Annotated in this window: 18 protein-coding genes; 6 read left to right on the forward strand and 12 right to left on the reverse strand. The window is 59.4% G+C overall.

Annotation, left to right across the window (positions count from 1 at the left end):
* The first annotated feature begins 193 nt into the window (after window positions 1-193).
* From murI to Q0K02_RS02430, 3 genes are read left to right on the forward strand one after another with little or no spacing between them, the layout of a single operon-like run.
* Entirely contained in the window at window positions 194-1,081 is an 888-nt protein-coding gene (murI, locus tag Q0K02_RS02420; protein WP_294484750.1) for a glutamate racemase, read from the forward strand.
* A complete protein-coding gene (truA, locus tag Q0K02_RS02425) occupies window positions 1,081-1,899 on the forward strand; it encodes a tRNA pseudouridine(38-40) synthase TruA (protein WP_294484752.1) in 819 nt (272 codons plus the stop codon). The genes murI and truA overlap by 1 nt, the downstream gene beginning before the upstream one ends.
* 1 nt (window position 1,900) lies before the next feature.
* Window positions 1,901-2,899, forward strand: coding sequence for a pseudouridine synthase (locus tag Q0K02_RS02430; protein ID WP_294484756.1), 999 nt, complete (start codon window positions 1,901-1,903; stop codon window positions 2,897-2,899).
* 387 nt (window positions 2,900-3,286) lie between these two features.
* Here the strand turns inward: Q0K02_RS02430 and Q0K02_RS02435 are convergent, their stop codons facing one another.
* Both Q0K02_RS02435 and Q0K02_RS02440 read right to left on the reverse strand, forming a co-directional pair.
* On the reverse strand, window positions 3,287-3,508 hold the full coding sequence (locus Q0K02_RS02435; protein ID WP_294484757.1) for a TraR/DksA family transcriptional regulator: 222 nt from the start codon (window positions 3,506-3,508) through the stop codon (window positions 3,287-3,289).
* 132 nt (window positions 3,509-3,640) lie between these two features.
* Window positions 3,641-4,138, reverse strand: coding sequence for a YhcH/YjgK/YiaL family protein (locus Q0K02_RS02440; protein ID WP_294484760.1), 498 nt, complete (start codon window positions 4,136-4,138; stop codon window positions 3,641-3,643).
* A 495-nt stretch (window positions 4,139-4,633) separates the two neighbouring features.
* On the opposite strand from Q0K02_RS02440, the gene Q0K02_RS02445 reads away from it, so the two are divergent.
* Window positions 4,634-5,239, forward strand: coding sequence for a recombinase family protein (locus tag Q0K02_RS02445; protein WP_294484761.1), 606 nt, complete (start codon window positions 4,634-4,636; stop codon window positions 5,237-5,239).
* A 715-nt stretch (window positions 5,240-5,954) separates the two neighbouring features.
* Here the strand turns inward: Q0K02_RS02445 and Q0K02_RS02450 are convergent.
* Window positions 5,955-6,287 (reverse strand): hypothetical protein, encoded by a 333-nt coding sequence (locus tag Q0K02_RS02450; protein ID WP_294484762.1) that lies wholly within the window; start codon window positions 6,285-6,287, stop codon window positions 5,955-5,957.
* A 462-nt stretch (window positions 6,288-6,749) separates the two neighbouring features.
* Here Q0K02_RS02450 and Q0K02_RS02455 point away from each other — a divergent pair, with 462 nt between their 5' ends.
* Together Q0K02_RS02455 and Q0K02_RS02460 are read left to right on the forward strand one after the other, a co-directional pair.
* Window positions 6,750-8,348: an autotransporter outer membrane beta-barrel domain-containing protein gene (locus tag Q0K02_RS02455; RefSeq protein ID WP_294484763.1), complete on the forward strand. Its 1,599-nt coding sequence runs from the start codon at window positions 6,750-6,752 to the stop codon at window positions 8,346-8,348.
* Between the two features lie 127 nt (window positions 8,349-8,475).
* Window positions 8,476-8,886, forward strand: a complete 411-nt coding sequence (locus Q0K02_RS02460) for a hypothetical protein (RefSeq protein WP_294484765.1) — start codon at window positions 8,476-8,478, stop codon at window positions 8,884-8,886.
* A 277-nt stretch (window positions 8,887-9,163) separates the two neighbouring features.
* On the opposite strand, the gene Q0K02_RS02465 is transcribed toward Q0K02_RS02460, so the two are convergent.
* From Q0K02_RS02465 to Q0K02_RS02505, 9 genes are all read right to left on the reverse strand, one after another.
* Window positions 9,164-10,564: a cytochrome c peroxidase gene (locus tag Q0K02_RS02465; protein ID WP_294484767.1), complete on the reverse strand. Its 1,401-nt coding sequence runs from the start codon at window positions 10,562-10,564 to the stop codon at window positions 9,164-9,166.
* An 833-nt stretch (window positions 10,565-11,397) separates the two neighbouring features.
* Complete coding sequence (locus tag Q0K02_RS02470) at window positions 11,398-11,823, reverse strand: aspartate carbamoyltransferase regulatory subunit (RefSeq protein WP_294484769.1); 426 nt, start codon at window positions 11,821-11,823, stop codon at window positions 11,398-11,400.
* A 1-nt stretch (window position 11,824) separates the two neighbouring features.
* Window positions 11,825-12,739, reverse strand: a complete 915-nt coding sequence (gene pyrB / locus Q0K02_RS02475) for an aspartate carbamoyltransferase (RefSeq protein WP_294484771.1) — start codon at window positions 12,737-12,739, stop codon at window positions 11,825-11,827.
* A 4-nt stretch (window positions 12,740-12,743) separates the two neighbouring features.
* Complete coding sequence (gene pyrE / locus Q0K02_RS02480; protein WP_294484773.1) at window positions 12,744-13,385, reverse strand: orotate phosphoribosyltransferase; 642 nt, start codon at window positions 13,383-13,385, stop codon at window positions 12,744-12,746.
* A 165-nt stretch (window positions 13,386-13,550) separates the two neighbouring features.
* Complete coding sequence (gene pyrF, locus Q0K02_RS02485) at window positions 13,551-14,258, reverse strand: orotidine-5'-phosphate decarboxylase (RefSeq protein WP_294484774.1); 708 nt, start codon at window positions 14,256-14,258, stop codon at window positions 13,551-13,553.
* Window positions 14,258-15,169, reverse strand: coding sequence for a dihydroorotate dehydrogenase (locus tag Q0K02_RS02490; protein WP_294484776.1), 912 nt, complete (start codon window positions 15,167-15,169; stop codon window positions 14,258-14,260). Before Q0K02_RS02490 ends, pyrF begins: the two co-directional genes overlap by 1 nt.
* A complete protein-coding gene (locus Q0K02_RS02495; RefSeq protein WP_294484777.1) occupies window positions 15,157-15,894 on the reverse strand; it encodes a dihydroorotate dehydrogenase electron transfer subunit in 738 nt (245 codons plus the stop codon). Before Q0K02_RS02495 ends, Q0K02_RS02490 begins: the two co-directional genes overlap by 13 nt.
* Window positions 15,895-15,982: 88 nt before the next feature.
* Window positions 15,983-17,251, reverse strand: coding sequence for a dihydroorotase (locus Q0K02_RS02500; protein WP_294484779.1), 1,269 nt, complete (start codon window positions 17,249-17,251; stop codon window positions 15,983-15,985).
* Between the two features lie 50 nt (window positions 17,252-17,301).
* Window positions 17,302-18,507, reverse strand: coding sequence for an aspartate aminotransferase family protein (locus Q0K02_RS02505; RefSeq protein WP_294484781.1), 1,206 nt, complete (start codon window positions 18,505-18,507; stop codon window positions 17,302-17,304).
* Between the last annotated feature and the right edge of the window lie 160 nt (window positions 18,508-18,667).

Raw genomic sequence — 18,667 nt, forward strand, 5'->3', positions numbered from 1 at the left:
CGTCCGGGATTTCTTGTACTGTGTTTGTTACAGTTCAGTTTTCTTGTCAAGACGCCTGCGGCATGAAAAGGTCTTCTTCCCGCAAAAATCTAGTCTGCCGCCCCCGCGACCGCTTCCCGGCATTGACCCCACCCTCTCCCCCGCGTTAGGAACAAGGGACTCAAGTCCCATATTTCCAAGACGCGAGGACTCCATGATTACCACTCAAGGCCTTTCCTCCAGCCATTCCGCTCTGCGCGAGCTGCCCATAGGACTCTTCGATTCCGGCGTGGGCGGCATGACGGTGCTGCGCGCCATGCGGGAACAGCTTCCCAACGAATCGTTTCTCTACCTGGGCGACACCGCCCGCATGCCCTACGGCACCAAGGGCGTGGAAACCGTGCAGAGATACGCGCTGGAAGCCGCCGACAAGCTGGTGGAACGCGGCATAAAACTGCTCGTCATCGCCTGCAACACCGCCACGGCGGCGGCGCTTCCTCTGGTGCAGGCCGCGCATCCCGACATCGACGTGGTGGGCGTGGTCGAACCCGGCGCCGAAGCCGCCTGCCGGGCCACGAAAAGCGGCTACATTGCCGTCATCGCCACCAGCGGAACCATACGCGGCCGCGCCTACGAACGGGCCATTCTGCAGCGCATGCCGCAGGCGCGCATTTCCGCGCTCGCCTGTCCGCTGTTCGTGTCCATGGTGGAGGACGGACTGCTTGAAGGTCCGCTCGCCGAAGGACTGGCGGCCCGGTATCTCGATCCTATTTTTCACGATCCGCGCGAACAGGGGCTGGAAGTCCCCGACACGCTGGTGCTGGCCTGCACGCATTTTCCGCTTCTGCGCAACGCCATAGCCCACGTGGCGGGCGAAGGGGTCACGCTGGTGGACTCCGCGTGCAACACCGCGCGCGACGTGCGCAAGCTCCTGCAGGAAAAGCACCTCGCCCGCGGCTCCGGGCCCGATGTGGGCATGCCGCTCTGCCCCGGCTCCGTGCGCTTTCTCACCACCGACGACGTGCCCCGCTTCACCCGCATGGGCGAACTTTTTCTGGGCATACCCATAGCACCCTGTACCGTAGAACTGGTGGAACTCTGATGCCGCGTCTCAAGCTCACTCTCGCCTATGTAGGAACCCATTACCACGGCTGGCAGATTCAGGCCTGGAAGGACAGGGAGGATCCGCCCACCGTGCAGGCCTGCGTGGCCGCGGCCGTCTCTCACGTGGCGGGCAGGCCCACCCACGTGCAGGGCGCAGGCCGCACCGACGCCGGCGTTCATGCCGACGCGCAGGTGGCCCACTGCGACATTCCCGAAGAGCGCGCACACGTGCGCTGGCAGCTGGCGCTGAACACGCTGCTTCCCCGCGACATCCGCGTTCTCGACGCGCGCATCGTGCCCGATTCCTTCGACGCCTGTTTCAGCGTGAAGCGCAAGGCCTACACCTATTCGCTGTGGCTCGATCATCTCTGCACGCCGCCCAAGCTCTACCCCTTCGTGTGGGCGTGCGGTCCACTCGACATGGACCGCTTCGACGCCGCCGTCGAACACCTTGTGGGCACGCACGACTTCGCGGCACTGCAGAACGCGGGCACGCCGCACAAAAGCACGGTGCGCACCATTTTCAGCATCACGCGCAATCCCGCGCGCACGCCGGACGCCGCCCTGCCCGAAGGCTGCCGTCAGATAGACGTGCGCTTCGAGGCCAACGGCTTTCTCAAGCAGATGGTGCGCAACCTCGTGGGGCTCATGGTGGCCTGCGGACGCGGCAAGTTCGACCCAAAAGCCGTTCCCGCGCTGCTTGCCTCCGGCGACAGGCGCAAGGCTCCCTTCACCGCGCCGCCGCAGGGCCTGACCATGACGCAGATATGGTATGAAGGCGATCCCCGGCCGGAAGGCTGGATAAGCGAGGAATAGCATGACGCGCCTTACGGTTCTGCCCGAAGAAAACGACGTCAGGCTCGACCGCGTGCTCGAACGCCTGCTGCCCGGCATGGGACTGCGCGGACGCCGACGCCTCTGCGAACTCGGTCTGGTGGAAGTGAACGGTCGCCCCGCGCCGCCTTCGCGCAAGATGCGTCCGGGCGACGTGGCCGAAGTGCGGGAGGCCGCGCCCGCCGACGCCCCGACGCCGTCTGCCGAAACACTGGCGGCGGATGCTCATCACAACCGGCTCTTTTCCGAAGACAATCCGCGTCTTGTGACCCGCACGCCGCACCTTGCCGCCGTGTACAAGCCCGCGTCCATGCACACGGAAGCGCTTGCCGGAAAGCCCGGCGTGAGTCTTCAAAGCATGCTCCCCAAAATTCTCGGCGAAGCATGCCGGGCCACTCTTTTGAACCGTCTGGATTTTCCCACGTCCGGGCTGACGACGGCCGCGCTGGACGAGCTCGGCGAGCGGCAGTACCGCGACGCGCAGGAGCGCGGACTCACGGTAAAGCGCTATCTGGCGCTGCTGGAAGGCGCGCTTGAACACGACGCGCTCGCCGCGCAGAAACTGCTCTTGAAAAACCGCTCCCGCGTGCTGGTGGAGCTGGACGAGCATCCCGACAAGCGGCGTCATACCGAAGTGCATCCGCTGGCCGTGCTGGACGCCGCCGACATCTGCCGCCGTCTGCATCTCAAAGAACACGGATGGACGGGCCGTCTTCCTTCCGCCGTCACGCTGGCCGGATGCACCATTTTAAAAGGCGCGCGGCATCAGATACGCGCCCACTGCTCGGCGCTCGGCCATCCGCTCCTTGGCGACAGGCGCTACGGAGCGCAGCTGCATCCCGGCGAGGAAGACGACGAAGCCTTCTTTCTGCATCACGGGCGGCTCATCATGCCCGCTCTCGACGCTCTGGCGCTGCCCGTCTGGCTGCCGCTGCTGGACGGACGCACCGCTGCTCAGGCCGAGCGCTGGCTGAAAAGCTGAACGAACGCGCTCTCCGGCCACGAGCATCTCTCCACGGCAAAGTCGCCCCGCCCGCTCCGACGCTGCTCCCCGTCGTTGACCTGACCGGCCCCGACGGACCGACGCTGCCTGCCGGTTTGAACCGGCACGGCCCCGGCAAGCCTTGCCTTTGCGCGACCGCCTCGGTTCGCCCTCATCAGCGAGCCGCGCCCACGGAAAAGCCCTCTTTTCCCGCGCCTGATTCGGGCCCTGCCCGAGGGCAAGATGCGCCGCAGGCAACGCGCCAGTGCTCGCCTTTTCCCGGCTGCGGCAAAGCGTTGTTTTTCGACGGCCCCAAACCGCCGACGCCGGAAACAAAAAATCCGCCGCATCAGACGACACGGCGGATCGTTATGTTCATGGGACGGCCTACTGGCGTTCCTTCTCCCATTCTTCCTGGCAGGCGAGGCAGAGTCCCACGCCGGGAATCGCCTTCAGACGGGCCTCGGGAATGGGTTCGCCGCATTCCCGGCAGCAGGGCTTCCCGTCTATCCATTCCGGGCCTTCCTGATAGCCGACGTTCGCGGCCTGACGAAGTGCGGATTCACGTTCAATTCTTTCCAGTTCCGTAGCCTGATCAAAAACATCCATAATCTGCTCCTGAAAAGCTCCTGCTCCGGACGTGCCGGGAAGAGCGTAAGGCAATGGGGCTGAGCGCGACCGGAAAAGGCCCGCGCTCTGGACTCGCGGAAAAGCCGGAACGCTTTTCCTCAAAAACACAGGTTACCGGCAGGGCGGCGTGGACAGCTTGTCCGCCGGAATCTTGACCACAAGCTTCTTCACCTTGTCGCTGCAGGCCCGCTGACAGGGCATGTGCGCCTCGCCGGGCAGCACCAGCGCAAACAGGCCCGGCTTGAGATGCACGCGGCAGGCCGCTTCGGGCTTTTCCGCATAGAAAACAAGATCGCGTTCGTTGTCGCGCATGCTTTCCGCTTCTTCCCCGCGCAGGGGAAACACGTCAAGATACTCGTCGCCGGAAAGCACGGCCTGAATGTCGGCCATGAGCTCGTGACTCTCGTAGCGCGCCTGCGACTCGTCTTTGGGCTCGTACGTCTCCACGGAGACCATGACGCCGCCCTTTTCCGGCCCGCCGGCCAGCGGATAGCGACCGTCGGGCAACGCCTCTCCCTGTTCGACGAGCTTCATCAGTCCGGGGAAGAGCCCGCTCCAGAGAGCGCCGAGCGCATACCCGGAACCACGTTGAAAGGTATCAATAATCATGCTCAGTGAAACTCCACATGTCACCGCCTGCCGGAACATCCGGCTCTCGGTGAACGATGGGCGAGAATGCCTTGTGCGTCAGGCAATGTCAAGAGCCCGCCGCGTTTTTCCGCATCGCGCCGTCCTGAGCTCTTTTCAGGCGACCGCTTCCCCATGAGACTGCATCCGCCGTGCCTGTGCGGAACGCCGCAGGCCGTTTCTTCCCCCTCCGGTTGACGGATATCAAACGAACCCAATAAAAACGATTCTGCAAAGATGGCGAATGTGGACCGCAACAGCCATCGAAGCTGCGCCACGCGTCCACACCGGAAAAGATAACCCGGGGACACCCCCCGAACAAACAGGAGAAAAAATATGTTGATCGGCATCCATCAGCTCAACGGCTCCAGAATTCACCGCTTCCACACCCCCCGCACTCCCCTGAAGGACGGCCCGGATGATGAAGACCTGTAGCAGCGCACTCCCGGGCAGTCGCCGCAATCAGGAGCCGCTGCCATGACGGGAAAGACCTACGGATACATACGCGTCTCCAGCACGGATCAGAACGAAGACCGTCAGGTCATGGCCATGGAAAAACATGCCATAGAGAAAGACAACATCTATATGGATAAACAATCCGGCAAGGACTTTCACCGTCCTCAGTATCGGGCCATGCTCCGCCGGCTCAGACCGGGCGACCTCGTCTGCATCGCCAGCATCGACAGGCTGGGACGAAACTATGAAGAAATACAGAGACAGTGGCGACTGCTTACCAAGGAAATGAATGTGGACATTCTGGTACTGAACATGCCTCTGCTCGACACCAGACAAAACAAGGATCTTCTCGGCACGTTCATAGCCGATCTTGTGCTCCAGATCCTTTCCTTTGCCGCACAGAACGAACGGGAAAACATTCGTCAACGTCAGGCGGAAGGCATTGCCGCAGCCAGAAAGAAGGGCGTGCGCTTCGGACGTCCGCCCATGCCGCTGCCGAAGGAGTTTCCCATGGCGCTCCGACTGTGGACCGAAGGAAAAATAACCCTGGCCCATGCTGCCAGGCTGTGCCACATGGCGGAATCCTCATTCCGCTACAGGGCGATTCCGAAGCATAAATCCCAATAATCCCACAACAAAAAAGTGTACTTTTTCGAGCCCCTTCCGGTTCCAGGTTCGCCATAAGGTAAACATACTCTAAAACCGTTTATAATTCCAGCAAAAAATATATAATACCCTCCTTAATACAACGTCTGTTCGAGTCAGCGAAAAAGTACACTTTTTTGTTGCCCCTTCTCCATTTCATTTTTTAAATGGAGAAATAGAGATGAAATTAAAGAAGTCTATTTTTTACAACGTAAAGGAATATTTATATAAAATAAAAAAAATATCGAAACAAATAATTATATTATTTTTATTTTCAATATGTTATCATAGCAATGCATATGGTTCTTTTGATGAAGAACCACAAAATCATACTTTTACTCTATCATCAAAAGGCAATAATATATATTTATATCTTAATAGAGATATAATTTATAAAAATGAAAACAAAGATATAACAACCAAAGAAAGCATATACGATATATCTTTAGATGACAAATATCTAACTATCGATACAGAAAAAGATATAATATATCTAAAAACAGATGAAAAGTCAGAATATAAAAATGATGAAACCCGCGAATGTCCTATAGCTTATACAGGATTTCATGGAAATGGAACACCTATTGGTTTATCATTTTTTAATGATCCTTCACAGAAAAAAACACTAAAAATAAATCATACCGGTGAAGATTTCGTCATCGCATCCCAAGACGACAGCGATCAGGACTGGTTTCTTTTAAAAGTTAACGGAGACCTCGACATTATACATACCATTAAAGAATATACCGGAAATTCCGGAACCATCCATATGGAAGCCAATCAAGGGACAGAAAAAAGGGAACTCATTGTCACCGGAGACCTTTCCATCCAGGCTCAAAGCTCTTCTCCTACGGGAAATATCGGCTACTTCAGCGGAATATTGTCGGAGGATCAAGGCTATATCCAAGTCGGCGGCGATGTGGATATTTCCATGGAATGTTCTCCTGCTGCAAATGATAGTACGGCCTACATATCCGGCATTGCCCTTATAGGAGAGCAATATCTGTCCCATTTGAACATTGCTGGCCATACCTATATACATGATATAAAATCTGAAACATCCGAAAACACTATCTATAATTATGGATTTTATATACACAATTGGAATGCTGAGTCATTGACAAATTTTAATGCATTAACAATATCCGATATAAAGAGCGTTTCCATCGACGGCACACCCTATGCGGCAGGCATTCTCGCCAACTATACAAGAGTTCCCGTCACTGTTGACGGCAATCTCATTATTAAAAATATCGCGGCCATATCCGATAGCTCCAGTACGGCCATGACCTCCGGCGCGTATGGAAAAAATGCCGCAGCCTATGCCGTATACGCATACGGAAGTAAAATAGATATAAAGAAGGCTGAAGAAATTGAAGGAGATATCGTATCTGTAAAACATTCCTCCTCCTATGATGCGGATATCGACATTGACTTCATCTCGTCTGGAAAATTCACAGGATTTACCCGCACAGGGGAAAATTACGCCTCTTTGGACATATCTCTTCCCGACGGCGCCTTCTGGAACGTGGTGCCTTCCAATGTAATTTCAGCCAACGAACGAGGCAGCTACGTCAGCAATCTGACCAAACTTTCGCTCGACGGCTCCAACGTCTATGTGGGAACAACACGCGACGTCTGGGATAATACATGGAGCGACAATCTCTTTGCTTCTTCCTTCACGCCGCTCTCATCTACGGACAATCCCACGGAACTTCTTGTCCGCAATCTTTCCGGTTCCGGCAACTTTTACCTGCGCACCGACATGCAGGAAGACATTTCCGACAGCGTACGGATTACCGACAGCCTTGCCGGTTCCCATACGCTGCATGTCAAGGGCAGCGGCGCGGAACCGAAGGAAAGGCAGACGGAAAGCTATCTGGCTAGAGCGGAAAACAACATAGCGGCAACCGGAAATGAATTCTCTCTGGCAGCAAACACAGACGGCCTCAAACTCGTGGATATAGGTCTTTACAACTACGAGCTGGAAACGTCGGAAAGAAACAATGGCCGCGAATGGTATCTGGTCAGGGAAAATACGCCTTCCGTTGACCCAGACACGGATGATGATAACGGAAACTCCGGTACGAACGAGCCGGAAGGCTCCATACCGTCTCAGCCCGATGTGCCCTCCGGTTCCTTTTCTCCCACGGGCGAAGCCGAAGCCGCGCTTTCCGGTCTCGCCGGGCACTATGCCATGTGGTACGGTTATCAGACGGATCTGCGCAAGCGCCTCGGCGAAGTCCGCTACGGCACACAGACCGGTCTTTGGGTGCGGGGCTTTGCCGACAAGGCCCGGCTCGACGGCCTTGCCGGAACGAGCTTCACGCAGAACCTTGTAGGCGGATCCATAGGCTACGACACGCTGGCGGACGTTGATGAAACCTATATGTGGATTCTCGGCATGCAGATCCGCAGCGGTCACGCCGACCAGAGCACGAACGGACGCTGGGGCGGATACGGCGATCTGACCAGCGTAGGCGGCGGCCTGTACTCCACCTGGGTTCATGTTGACGGCTGGTATCTCGACGCCGTAGCCACCATGGACTGGTACAATCACGAAATACGCGCCGCCATGCTCGACGGAACTCCCGTACACGACGACCGTTCGTCCTACGGCATAGGCGCTTCTTTGGAAGGCGGAAGAAAAATGGACTTCGCCTTCAGCAACGAGGGCCGGGATTACTGGTTCCTTGAACCTCAGCTCCAGCTTTCCTGGTTCTGGGTGAGAGGCGGCAGCTTCACCAGCAGCAACGGCATGACCATCGATCAGAGCGACATGGCCTCCCTCACGGGCAGAGCCGGTCTGGTGCTCGGCAAAAAGTTCACGCTGGACGAAGAAGACGGCCCCCGCTATGTGCAGCCCTATGTGAAGGCAGGCGTGAACCACGAATTCCTCGGCGAACAGCGAGCCCGCCTCAACGGTCTGGACATGCGCTCCGATCTTGATGGAACCCGCGTGTACTACGGCCTCGGCGTGGACTGGCAGCTCTCGGACGACATTCGCCTCTACATGCAGGCGGAACGCGAACACGGCGAAAACTTCACCCGCGAATACAACATGTCCGCGGGCTTGAAGTGGCGCTTCTAGTCTGAACGGGCGGGCAGGCTCCCTTTGCCGCGTCCGCCCGCGTTATGAGGATTTCATGCGCACCGCCGCATCATTTCTGCTCTGTCTTGCTGTTCTGTGCTTCGCCTCCCCCGCTCATGCGAAGAATATGCCTGCTCCTTCCTGGGGGGCGTCCGTCTCCTTTGTTCTCGAGCAGCGCGCCCTCTCTTCCTTTTTCGGCGAAACAAGCAAAAGTCTGCTCTTTTCCGTGCCCGTGTATGTTCTGAGCACGAAAGAAAGCATACACGGACATCCCTGCTCCGTACTGTACTCCTTTTTTGAAGGAAAACTTCTGGAATACATGATGTTCTTTTCCGGGGAAAAAGAATCTCTGCACCGGGAAATCAGAGAAAGTCTCCTGAAAGAGCATCTTCCCTACCAGGGCCCGTACTTTGCCGGGATAGAAGACGTTTTCATCAGCAAAGACCACTCAACGTTCTACCTGCTCCTCTCCGGCAGGGAAACCATGATCTACGCCCTTGACGCCAGAGCCTACGACAACTTCATGAACCGGCGCTGACGCGCGAAGCTCCGCAAATCGGCAAACGTGTGCCGAGGCTTCGGCGTCGCGCCGCGAATGACGACAAAACCTTGCTACTCTGCGTCTGTTCTACTGCGTCCACCCCTTACAGGCCGACGACTCTACCGACCAGACCACAAGCCCGCTCCGCCGAAAAAAAAGCGCCGCGGAAGCACTCCACGGCGCGTCATCAGTGCGGGCGCACAGGCGTGTTTTCGCTTCCTGTGCGCCCGCAGATTCATGACTGGTCACAAGCGGCGCTCAACGAACGCGCCACTCAGCGTTCCACAGGCGTTCCGGTCAGAGGCTTGCCCTGAAATTCTCCGGTCAGCGTGCGCAGGAAGGCCACAATGAGACGACGATCGCCGTCGGACACGGGAATGCCCGAAAGATACCGGCCCATCACGGCAACGCTTTCGTCCAGCGTGGTCACGGTGCCGTCGTGCATGTAGGGATGCGTGAGCTCCACGTTGCGCAGGTTCGGAACCTTGAAGCGGTGCAGATCGTCCTGATTGCCGGTAAAGCCCATGAGGCCCTTGTCCGAGTTCAGCGGATTGCCGCGCTCGGCAAAATAGTCGGCCTTGAGATCCATGTACTCAAAGGACTGTCCGCCCACGCTGCGCCCCACATGGCAGCTTGCGCAGCGATACTGCTTGAACAGGCGATACCCTTCCGCCTCTTCCGCCGTAATGGCCGCATCGTCGCCGCTCAGCCACTTGTCGAAACGACTGTTCGGGGTGATGAGCGTCTTTTCATACTCGGCAATGGCGTCGGTAATGTTCTGCGCGGTCCATCCGTCGGCATAAATGGTTCCGGCCTCGGCCGTGAGCGCCTCGTCGGCGGAAAGTCTTGCAATAATCTCCTCCCAGCCGGAACAGCCCATTTCAATGGGATTCAGCGGCGGACCGCCCGCCTGCTCCTGAAGATCCGCGGCGCGGCCGTCCCAGAACTGACGGACGTTGAACACCGCATTGAACACGGTGGGCGCGTTGATGTCGCCGAACTGCTTGCGTATGCCTTCCGAGAAGCGGGAATTGTCCGTGCCCGCCTTCTCGTACAAATGACAGCCGGAACAGGCCAGCGTGCCGTCGGCGGAAAGGCGCTTGTCGTTGAACAGCTTTTCGCCGAGCGCCGCCTTCTTTACGTCCACGGCGAGGTGCGAGGGCAGAGGCTGAAGCGGCTCGTCGGCCCGCTTTTCCGCAGCCGGTCCGGTGGCGTAGTACGCGGCGCGGGTCGTTTTCACCCAGTGCAGAATGGTTTCCCTGTCCTTGTCCGTCAGTCTGCTGCCCCAATGCACCACGGTGAACTTGGCCGGAGGCATGGTGTTGTTGAGCACCACCCACTCCATTTTCGCCACGGCCACTTCCCCTACGGGCCTGTCCTTCGCCGCGCCCACAAGCTCCTGATTGAGATCCATGGCGCGCAGCCCGTCGCGGTAATCCTGCTCAATGATCTGTCTGATGCCGGGAATCTTCGCATAGAAGGGCAGATCGTAATTCCGGCTGTGACAGGCCATGCACTTGTCGAGCACGATGTCCGACACTTCCTGGAACTTTTCCATGGACGGCACCTGCTCCAGAGGCTTTTTTCCCTGATCCGCGGTTGCCTGCATTTCCGACGGCATGGCCATCAGCGCCGCCGCGCACAGCGCGGCCAGAGGCAGAAATATCCTCTTCATCTCGTTCCTCCTCGCGGCTTCTGCCGCGCCTTTCCCCGCCGGGACGGCATGTCGGCACAAAGGACGGGGCTGCTTCATGCGGACATGGGAGGCATGTTAAAAAAATAACAATTTTATAACAATAGTTACTATTACTAATAAATATTTTTCTTTTCAAAATTGTTTTGTACCAGGTCGGAAAGTTCTGCTCACGGGCTTTTCTCCCTTTCCGACGGCGAGCAATACCCCGTCGAGTCCGCCCTCGCGTACCTCTCCCCCGCTTCTGCGTAGCCACTCGCCATTCCGGTTTTCTCCTGCCATGACTGGACGTTCAGCATCGGCAGCGCGCCGGGACGCATCTGCCTCCGGAAACGCGAACAAGACACTCGTGAACGCGTGATGTCGGAGCGCTGCGGCCCGAAGGCTCGAAACGACGCCGGTCACGGCTCCGGCAATCGTCCTGCGCGTTGCTTTTCCGACGCACGGATCCTTCGCGCCCGGACAAACGGCAATATCCCCAAAGTACAGGGTTCGGTCATGCGCGCACCGGCGCGCGGGAAATCTCGCCCACCGGAAGGACTCGGCGCTCGACTGCGCCCCGCCACCCCGCGCATGGACGCCTCTCACGGCGCTTCATCAGATACGCCCGACAATCTTCTACGTTCGAGACGCCGCGCACAGGGCCCGCGCTCTGCCGAAACGGTCCGGCTCGCCTTGCACCGGCGCTTTTCACGACGATGACGCCGCGCCTTCCGGAAAAGGCATGAAAAAACGCCGCGGAATCTCTTCCACGGCGTTGATGTTCAGGCAAAGCGTCGCCCTGCCGATGCCCGCCTGGCATCGGCAGGAAACGGCTAGTCGCCGCCCTTGGCCCTGCTTTCGCAGTAGATGCAGCGGTACACGCGCTTTTCCCTGTCCGTCAGCTTGAAGATGTGCGGCAGTTCCTGTTCGGTCGAGGTGATGCAGCGGGGATTCTTGCAGCGGATGACGTTGGTCACCCGTTCCGGCAGTTCCACGCTGAACTTGCGGTCGAGCTTGCCGTCGCGCACGATGCTCACGGTGATGCCCGGATCCACATAGCCGAGCACGTCGAAATTGAGATCGATGATCTCGTCTATCTTGATGATGTCCTTGCGGCCCATCTTTCTGCTGGTGACGTTCTTGAGCACGGCCACGGAGCACTGAAGCTTGTCCAGATTGAGAATGCGGTACAGCTCCATGCTGAGGCCCGCCCTGATGTGGTCGAGAACGATGCCGTTGGAAATCGCGTCGATGACCATGCTAGTTCACCCCCAGAAGTTTCATGATGAGCGCCATGCGCATGTACTTGCCGTTCAGCACCTGACGGAAGTAGGCGGCTCTCGGATCCTTGTCCACGGCCACGGATATTTCGTTCACGCGGGGCAGGGGATGCATGATGCACATGTCTTCCTTGGCGCCCTTCAGCTTGTCGGGAGTGAGCACATAGCTGTCCTTCAGGCGCACGTAGTCGGCTTCGTTGAAGAAGCGTTCCTTCTGCACGCGGGTCATGTACAGCACGTCCAGCGAGGGCATGGCGGCCACAAGATCGGTGGTTTCCTCAAAGGGCATGCCGTTCTTTTCCATGACGTCCTTGCGGATGTAGCCGGGCAGACGCAGTTCCTCGGGAGAAATGAGCACGAACTTCACGTTGCTGTAGCGCGACATGGCAGCAATGAGCGAATGCACGGTGCGGCCGAACTTGAGGTCGCCGCACAGGCCGATGACGAGATTGTCCAGCCTGCCCTTCTCGCGCCAGATGGTGAGCAGGTCGGCAAGCGTCTGCGTGGGGTGGTTGTGTCCGCCGTCGCCCGCGTTGATGACGGGCACGGAAGCGTTCATGGCGGCCACGAGCGGCGCGCCTTCCTTGGGGTGCCGCATGGCGATGATGTCGGCGTAGCAGCTCACCACGCGCACGGTGTCGGCCACGCTTTCGCCCTTGGAGGCGGAAGAGCTCTGCGCCTCGGAAACGCCGAGCACGTGTCCGCCGAGTTCGTACATGGCGGCCTCGAAGCTGAGGCGCGTGCGGGTGGAAGGTTCAAAGAACAGCGTGGCGAGCTTCTTGCCGCTGCACTTCCGGGAATACTTCTCGGGGTCGGCGATGATGTCCAGGGCCGTGGCCAGAAGCTGTTCAATGTCCTGCGTCGAAAGGTCGCGGATGTCGATAACGCTTTTCATGCCGTTACGCTCCGATCCAGCTCTCGTCGGAAGGATTGTTGCGGAAGGCGATGAGACGCGCCACGTCTTCCTTGCGGATGTAGCCGCTCTCCGCGGCCACGGCGGCGATGGTGTCGAAGTTGGTGAGGCTCACGTTTTTCACGCCGGCTTCGGCAAGGCGATCGAGGCCCTTCTTCATGCCGTAGGTGAAGATGCTGGCCACACCGAGCACGTCGGCTCCGGCCTCGCGCAGCACCTTGACCACTTCCAGCACGCTGCCCGCGGTGGAAATGAGGTCTTCAACGACCACGACCTTCTGACCGGGTTCCAGACGGCCCTCGATCTGATTGCCGCGGCCGTGATCCTTGGCGCTCGAACGCACGTAGCCCATGGGCATGCCAAGAATATGTCCCACAATGGCGGCGTGGGCGATGCCCGCCGTGCTGGTTCCCATGAGCACTTCACACTCGGGATATTCTTCGCGCACCACGGCGGCGAGGGCGTTTTCCACGTCGTTGCGCACTTCGGGAGCGGTCAGGGTAAGACGGTTGTCGCAGTAAACGGGGCTCTTGATGCCGCTCGCCCAGATGAAGGGTTCGTCGGGACGGAAAAACACCGCCTTGATGGAAAGAAGATCCTTGGCAATGAGCTTGTCGCGAGACTCCATGAGGATGGCTCCTTGTAGATGAGGTAAGCCCTGCGCCCTGCCGGGCGAAGGCTGAAAAAGGGCATGCGTGAAGGAACGGCGCAACACAATGCCTGCCGGACAACGGTCCGGCAATACGGCGAACTCTGCGTCCGTTGTGAAGCGGAAGGCGCCGTCCGCTTCAAGCTACCCGAGAAATTCCCTGACGCAGCGGCGATAGGCCGCCACGGGATCGTTTGCCTGCGTGATGGGGCGGCCCACCACGATGAAATCGGACCCGAGTTCGCGGGCGCGGGCGGGGGTGGTCACGCGCACCTGATCGCCCTTGTCGCCGTCGGCGAAGCGCACGCCGGGGGTCACGGTAAGAAAGTCGCTGCCGCACGCGTCATGCACCTTGCCCGCTTCCAGCGGAGAACAGACCACGCCGTCGAGGCCCGCCGCACGGGCGCGGGAGGCGTAGTGCATGACCACTTCCTCCATGGGGCGCTCGATGAGCAGATCTTCGCGCATGCGCTCTTCGCTCGTGGAGGTGAGCTGCGTGACGGCGATGAGCAGAGGACGCGTGCCGTCTGCGCGGGTGAGACCCTTGAGCGCCTCCTCCATCATGGGCACGGTGCCTGCGGCGTGCAGATTGCACATGTCCACATTGAGCGCAGAGAGCACGGCCATGGCCTTGCGCACGGTGTTCGGAATGTCGTGCAGCTTGAGGTCGAGAAAAATTCTGTGTCCCCGGGCCTTGACGGCGCGCACGATGTCGGGGCCTTCGGCATAGTAGAGTTCCATGCCTATCTTCACGAAGGGCTTCTCCTCGGTGAAGAGATCGAGAAAATCCATGACTTCCGCCTTGCTGCTGAAGTCGCAGGCCACCATGACGTCCTTGTTGAGATTACGCATCAGTGCGCTCCTCCGATGATGTCCCTGAGGGAGGTTATGCCGTACTGAGCCATGACGGAAGGCAGTTCGGCGAGGATTTTCGGGCACGCCCACGGATCAACCAGATTGGCCGCGCCGATTTCCACGGCCGTGGCGCCCGCCAGCATCATTTCCACCACGTCGCGCGCCGAGCTTATGCCGCCCATGCCGATGATGGGCAGCTTGACGGCCTCGTACACCTGATACACCATGCGCAGCGCCACGGGCAGGATGGCGCTGCCGGAAAATCCGCCCATCTTGTTGGCGATGACGGGCTTTCTCGTGCGCAGGTCGATGCGCATGCCGAGCAGCGTGTTGATGAGGCTTATGCCGTCGGCTCCGGCTTCGGCGGCGGCTGCGGCCAGAGGCACGATGTCCGTGACGTTGGGCGAGAGCTTCACGTACACGGGCTTGGTGGTCACGGCCTTCACGGCCTTCGTCACGGCGGAAATGCCGAGCGGATCGGTGCCGAAGCTCATGCAGCCGTTGTGTACGTTGGGGCAGCTCACGTTCACTTCAATGAGTCCCACCTGCTCTTCGCCGTCGATGCGGGCGCAGCACTCGGCGTATTCGTCCACGGAAAAGCCGCCGATGTTGGCGATGACCTTCTTGTGGAAGCACTTTTTGAGTCGCGGAAGCTCCTCGTTGATGACCCTGTCGATGCCGGGATTCTGCATGCCCACGGCGTTGATCATGCCGGCGGGCGTTTCCGCGATGCGGGGCGTGGGGTTGCCGAAGCGCGGCTCCAGCGTGGTTCCCTTGAAGGAAAAGGAACCGAGCATGTTGATGTCGTAAAGTTCGGCGAACTCGTAGCCGTAGCCGAAGGTGCCGCTGGCCGGAATGAGCGGATTGTCCAGTTCCAGGCCGCTGAGCGTTACTTTCAGATCTGCCATTCGAGCACCTCCTTGTCGAACACGGGTCCGTCCTTGCACACGCGTCTGCTGCCGTCTCTGGTCATGATGCTGCATCCCATGCACGCGCCGAAGCCGCATCCCATGCGCTCTTCCAGACTGAATTCGCCGCCTGCTCCCTGCGTGGCCCGATAAAGAGCGCGCAGCATGGGCATGGGGCCGCAGCTGTACACATGGCTGTAGCGTTCGGGAAGCGCGTCGGTCACAAAGCCCTTCACGCCCACGCTGCCGTCCACGGTGGTGACGACGACGCGCGCGCCGAGCGCTTCAAACTCGCTCTTGTAGAAAATTTCGTCCGCCTTGTTGAAGCCGAGAATGACCGTGACGGAACGCCCCGCGGCCACAAGCTTCTTCGCCAGATGGAACAGCGGGGGCACGCCCACGCCGCCGCCCACGAGAAGGGGCTCGTCGCCGCTTTTTTCCACGTCGAAGCCGTGGCCGAGGCCGACGATCACGTCGAGCGTTTCGCCTTCCTTCATCTTCGCCATGGCGTCCGTGCCCTGGCCCACGACCTTGTAAATGATGGTGATGCTCTTTTCGTCATAGTCGCAGACGGAAATGGGACGGCGCAGAAAAAAGCCCGGCAGACTGATTTCCACGAACTGCCCCGGCATGGTCATGGCCGACGTGTCGCCGGAAAGCACCATGCGGTACACGTCCTTCGTGAGCGGCGTATGCTCGACAATCGTATATATTCCCTGTTTCATGCTGGCTCCGAGTTTTCTGTTTGCGGAGAAAAGGCCCGCGGTGCAGGCCGCAGAGGCCGCAAGGCACGACAAGCGTGTTCCGCCCGCGCTAGGCCTTTTCGTTCCAGGCTTCCTCGCCGTTCACGAGCGTGAGCACGCAGCGGCCGTAGAGCGTGTGTCCGGCAAAGGGCGTGGCGCGTCCCTTGCTCAAAAATTCCTCCGGATTCACGATCCATTCGCGGGAGAGATCGAACACGGCAAGATCCGCCATCTGCCCTTCTTCCAGGAACGAGCCGATGCCGAAACGCTTCGCGGGATTCACGGACATGAGTTCCACCAGCTTTTCGAGCGAAAGCACGCCGCGCTTCACAAAATAGGTGTACATGACCGCAAAGGACGTTTCGAGGCCGACCACGCCCATGGCGCTGCGCTCCAGTCCCCGGCTCTTGGCTTCGGCTTCGTGCGGCGCGTGATCCGTGGCTATCATGCTCACGGTGCCGTCAAGGATGCCCGCAATGAGCGCGTCCCTGTCCTTTTCGCTGCGCAGGGGCGGATTCATCTTGAAGCGGCCGTCTTCCTGAAGGTCCCTGTCGCAGAGCACGAGATAGTGCGGGCCCGTCTCGCAGGTCGCGTCCACGCCTTCGGCCCGGGCGCGGCGTATGATGTCCACGCTTTCCTTCGTGGAAATGTGGCAGGCGTGAAAGGCGACTCCCGTTTCCTTCGCAAGCTCCGCGTCGCGGGCCACTTCCGCCCACTCGCTCTCCGAGCTGATGCCCCGGTGTCCGTGCGCTCTCGCGTATTCGCCGTCGTGAATCCAGCCGCCCGTGAGAAGCGAATTCACCTCGCAGTGCGCGGCGATGATCTTGCCGAGCCTTTTGGCTTCCTGCATGGCCTCGCGCATCATGCCTTCATCCTGCACACCGCGGCCGTCGTCGGAAAAGCCCGCCACAAAGGGAGCCATGGCCGCCATGTCGGCAAGCTCGCGGCCTTCCTCCGCCATGGTGATGGCCCCGTAGGGCAGCACATGAATCACGGCGTCGCGCCGGATGATCTCAAGCTGCTTTTCCAGATGCTCAAGCGTGTCGGGCACGGGGTGCAGATTGGGCATGGCGCACACCGTGGTGAAGCCCCCGTGCGCGGCCGCCAGAGTGCCCGTGCGTATGGTTTCCTTGCATGAAAAACCCGGCTCGCGTAAATGCACATGAACATCTACAAGGCCGGGAACAATGCAACACCCGCTCATATCGGATTCCGTCACGCCCTCCATGGGAGGAATCTGCGGCGCAATGCGCTCTATTCTGCCGTTCCGAATGAGGATGTCGCCCTTCTCGAATCCGGAAGGTCGATACACCCGGGCATGTCTCAGGATGCGATCCATGAAAAGAAAACTCCTTCAAAAAAGCCCGGCCCGAAGGCCGGGCATGAACATCACGCCATCTGGCGGAGCACCGCTTCGAGCGTTTCGGTAAAGGCTTCGAGATCGGCCTCGTCAATGGTCAGCGGGGGCAGCAGACGCAGCGTGGGACCGTAGGTGAGATTGAGGATGAACCCGCGGTTCATGAGTTCGAGCCACACCTTTTTCGCCTTTTCGTCGGACATGTTCAGTTCCACGCCGATGAGCAGGCCGAGGCCGCGCACGTCGCGGATCACGCCGGGCAGTCTTTCACCGAGCTCGCGGAAACGGGCGCGGGCGCGCTCGCCAAGCTGTGCCGCGCGTTCCACAAGGTGATCGCGCTCCATGATTTCCAGCACCTTGAGGCCCACGGCCGTCACCAGCGCGCCGCCGCCGAAGGTGGTGGCGTGGCTGCCGTAGTCGAAGCCCTGCGCCACTTCGTCGGTGGCCATCATGGCGCCGAGGGGCAGGCCGTTGGCCATGGACTTGGCGCTCGTAAACACGTCGGGCTTGAGATTGAAGTTCTGGAAGCCCCACCATTTGCCGCTGCGGCCCATGCCGGCCTGCACTTCATCGCACATGACGAGCACGCCGTGACGGCGACAGATGTCGACGACGCCGTCGGCATATTCCTGCGTCACGGGAATGATGCCGCCCTCGCCCTGGATGGCTTCAAAGAGCACGGCCGCCGTGGTGGGCTTGATGGCCTTTTCCAGGGCGTCCAGATCGCCCCACTGCACGCGGCCGAAGCCGGGCGTTTCCGGCTCGAAGCCTTCGGTGTGCTTGCCCGTGGCCGCCAGGGTGGCCAGCGTACGGCCGTGGAAGCAGTTGGTCAGGGTAATGACCTCCCACGCCTCGCGCCCCTTCACCACGCGCTGATAACGTCTGGCGATCTTGATGGCCGCTTCATTGCTTTCCGCGCCGGAGTTGCAGAAAAACACCTTGCCCGCATGGCTGGTGGAAAGCAGCTTTTCCGCGTAGTTGAGCTGTTCTTCCTGATAAAAGAGGTTGCTCACGTGCACCAGCTTTCGCGACTGCCTTTCCATGACCTCCGCTATTTCCTCGTTGCAGTGGCCGAGGCCGATAACGGCAATGCCGGCCAGCAGGTCGACGTATTCCTTGCCGTCCACGTCCCAGAGGCGGGAGCCCTTGCCTCGGACTATGCCCAGCGGATAACGCGAGTACGTCCGGCACATAAAGGCCTTTTCCCTTTCCTTCAGTCTTTCGAAAGCTTCGCTCATCTGATTTCCTCGTGAAACTTGTATTTTCCCGTTCCAGGACCATCGCAGTCGCAAGGAACGCGGGTATCATATACTATTAATGTTCCGTAGCCAAGAGCGCTGTTGTCCCCTTCCGGGATTGCTTTTTATGCGGGAGGCGTTAAAACTCTGCCCTGAACCC

Source organism: uncultured Mailhella sp. (assembly GCF_944324995.1).
Taxonomy (GTDB): Bacteria; Desulfobacterota; Desulfovibrionia; order Desulfovibrionales; family Desulfovibrionaceae; genus Mailhella.

What these genes read in the sequence shown, in the direction of transcription:
- murI (WP_294484750.1), top strand. Translation starts at nt 194, where the DNA reads ATGATTACCACTCAAGGCCTTTCCTCCAGCCATTCCGCTCTGCGCGAG.
- truA (WP_294484752.1), top strand. Translation starts at nt 1,081, where the DNA reads ATGCCGCGTCTCAAGCTCACTCTCGCCTATGTAGGAACCCATTACCAC.
- Q0K02_RS02430 (WP_294484756.1), top strand. Translation starts at nt 1,901, where the DNA reads ATGACGCGCCTTACGGTTCTGCCCGAAGAAAACGACGTCAGGCTCGAC.
- Q0K02_RS02435 (WP_294484757.1), bottom strand. Translation starts at nt 3,508, where the DNA reads ATGGATGTTTTTGATCAGGCTACGGAACTGGAAAGAATTGAACGTGAA.
- Q0K02_RS02440 (WP_294484760.1), bottom strand. Translation starts at nt 4,138, where the DNA reads ATGATTATTGATACCTTTCAACGTGGTTCCGGGTATGCGCTCGGCGCT.
- Q0K02_RS02445 (WP_294484761.1), top strand. Translation starts at nt 4,634, where the DNA reads ATGACGGGAAAGACCTACGGATACATACGCGTCTCCAGCACGGATCAG.
- Q0K02_RS02450 (WP_294484762.1), bottom strand. Translation starts at nt 6,287, where the DNA reads ATGGCCAGCAATGTTCAAATGGGACAGATATTGCTCTCCTATAAGGGC.
- Q0K02_RS02460 (WP_294484765.1), top strand. Translation starts at nt 8,476, where the DNA reads ATGCCTGCTCCTTCCTGGGGGGCGTCCGTCTCCTTTGTTCTCGAGCAG.
- Q0K02_RS02465 (WP_294484767.1), bottom strand. Translation starts at nt 10,564, where the DNA reads ATGAAGAGGATATTTCTGCCTCTGGCCGCGCTGTGCGCGGCGGCGCTG.
- Q0K02_RS02470 (WP_294484769.1), bottom strand. Translation starts at nt 11,823, where the DNA reads ATGGTCATCGACGCGATTTCCAACGGCATCGTTCTCGACCACATCAGG.
- pyrB (WP_294484771.1), bottom strand. Translation starts at nt 12,739, where the DNA reads ATGAAAAGCGTTATCGACATCCGCGACCTTTCGACGCAGGACATTGAA.
- pyrE (WP_294484773.1), bottom strand. Translation starts at nt 13,385, where the DNA reads ATGGAGTCTCGCGACAAGCTCATTGCCAAGGATCTTCTTTCCATCAAG.
- pyrF (WP_294484774.1), bottom strand. Translation starts at nt 14,258, where the DNA reads ATGCGTAATCTCAACAAGGACGTCATGGTGGCCTGCGACTTCAGCAGC.
- Q0K02_RS02490 (WP_294484776.1), bottom strand. Translation starts at nt 15,169, where the DNA reads ATGGCAGATCTGAAAGTAACGCTCAGCGGCCTGGAACTGGACAATCCG.
- Q0K02_RS02495 (WP_294484777.1), bottom strand. Translation starts at nt 15,894, where the DNA reads ATGAAACAGGGAATATATACGATTGTCGAGCATACGCCGCTCACGAAG.
- Q0K02_RS02500 (WP_294484779.1), bottom strand. Translation starts at nt 17,251, where the DNA reads ATGGATCGCATCCTGAGACATGCCCGGGTGTATCGACCTTCCGGATTC.
- Q0K02_RS02505 (WP_294484781.1), bottom strand. Translation starts at nt 18,507, where the DNA reads ATGAGCGAAGCTTTCGAAAGACTGAAGGAAAGGGAAAAGGCCTTTATG.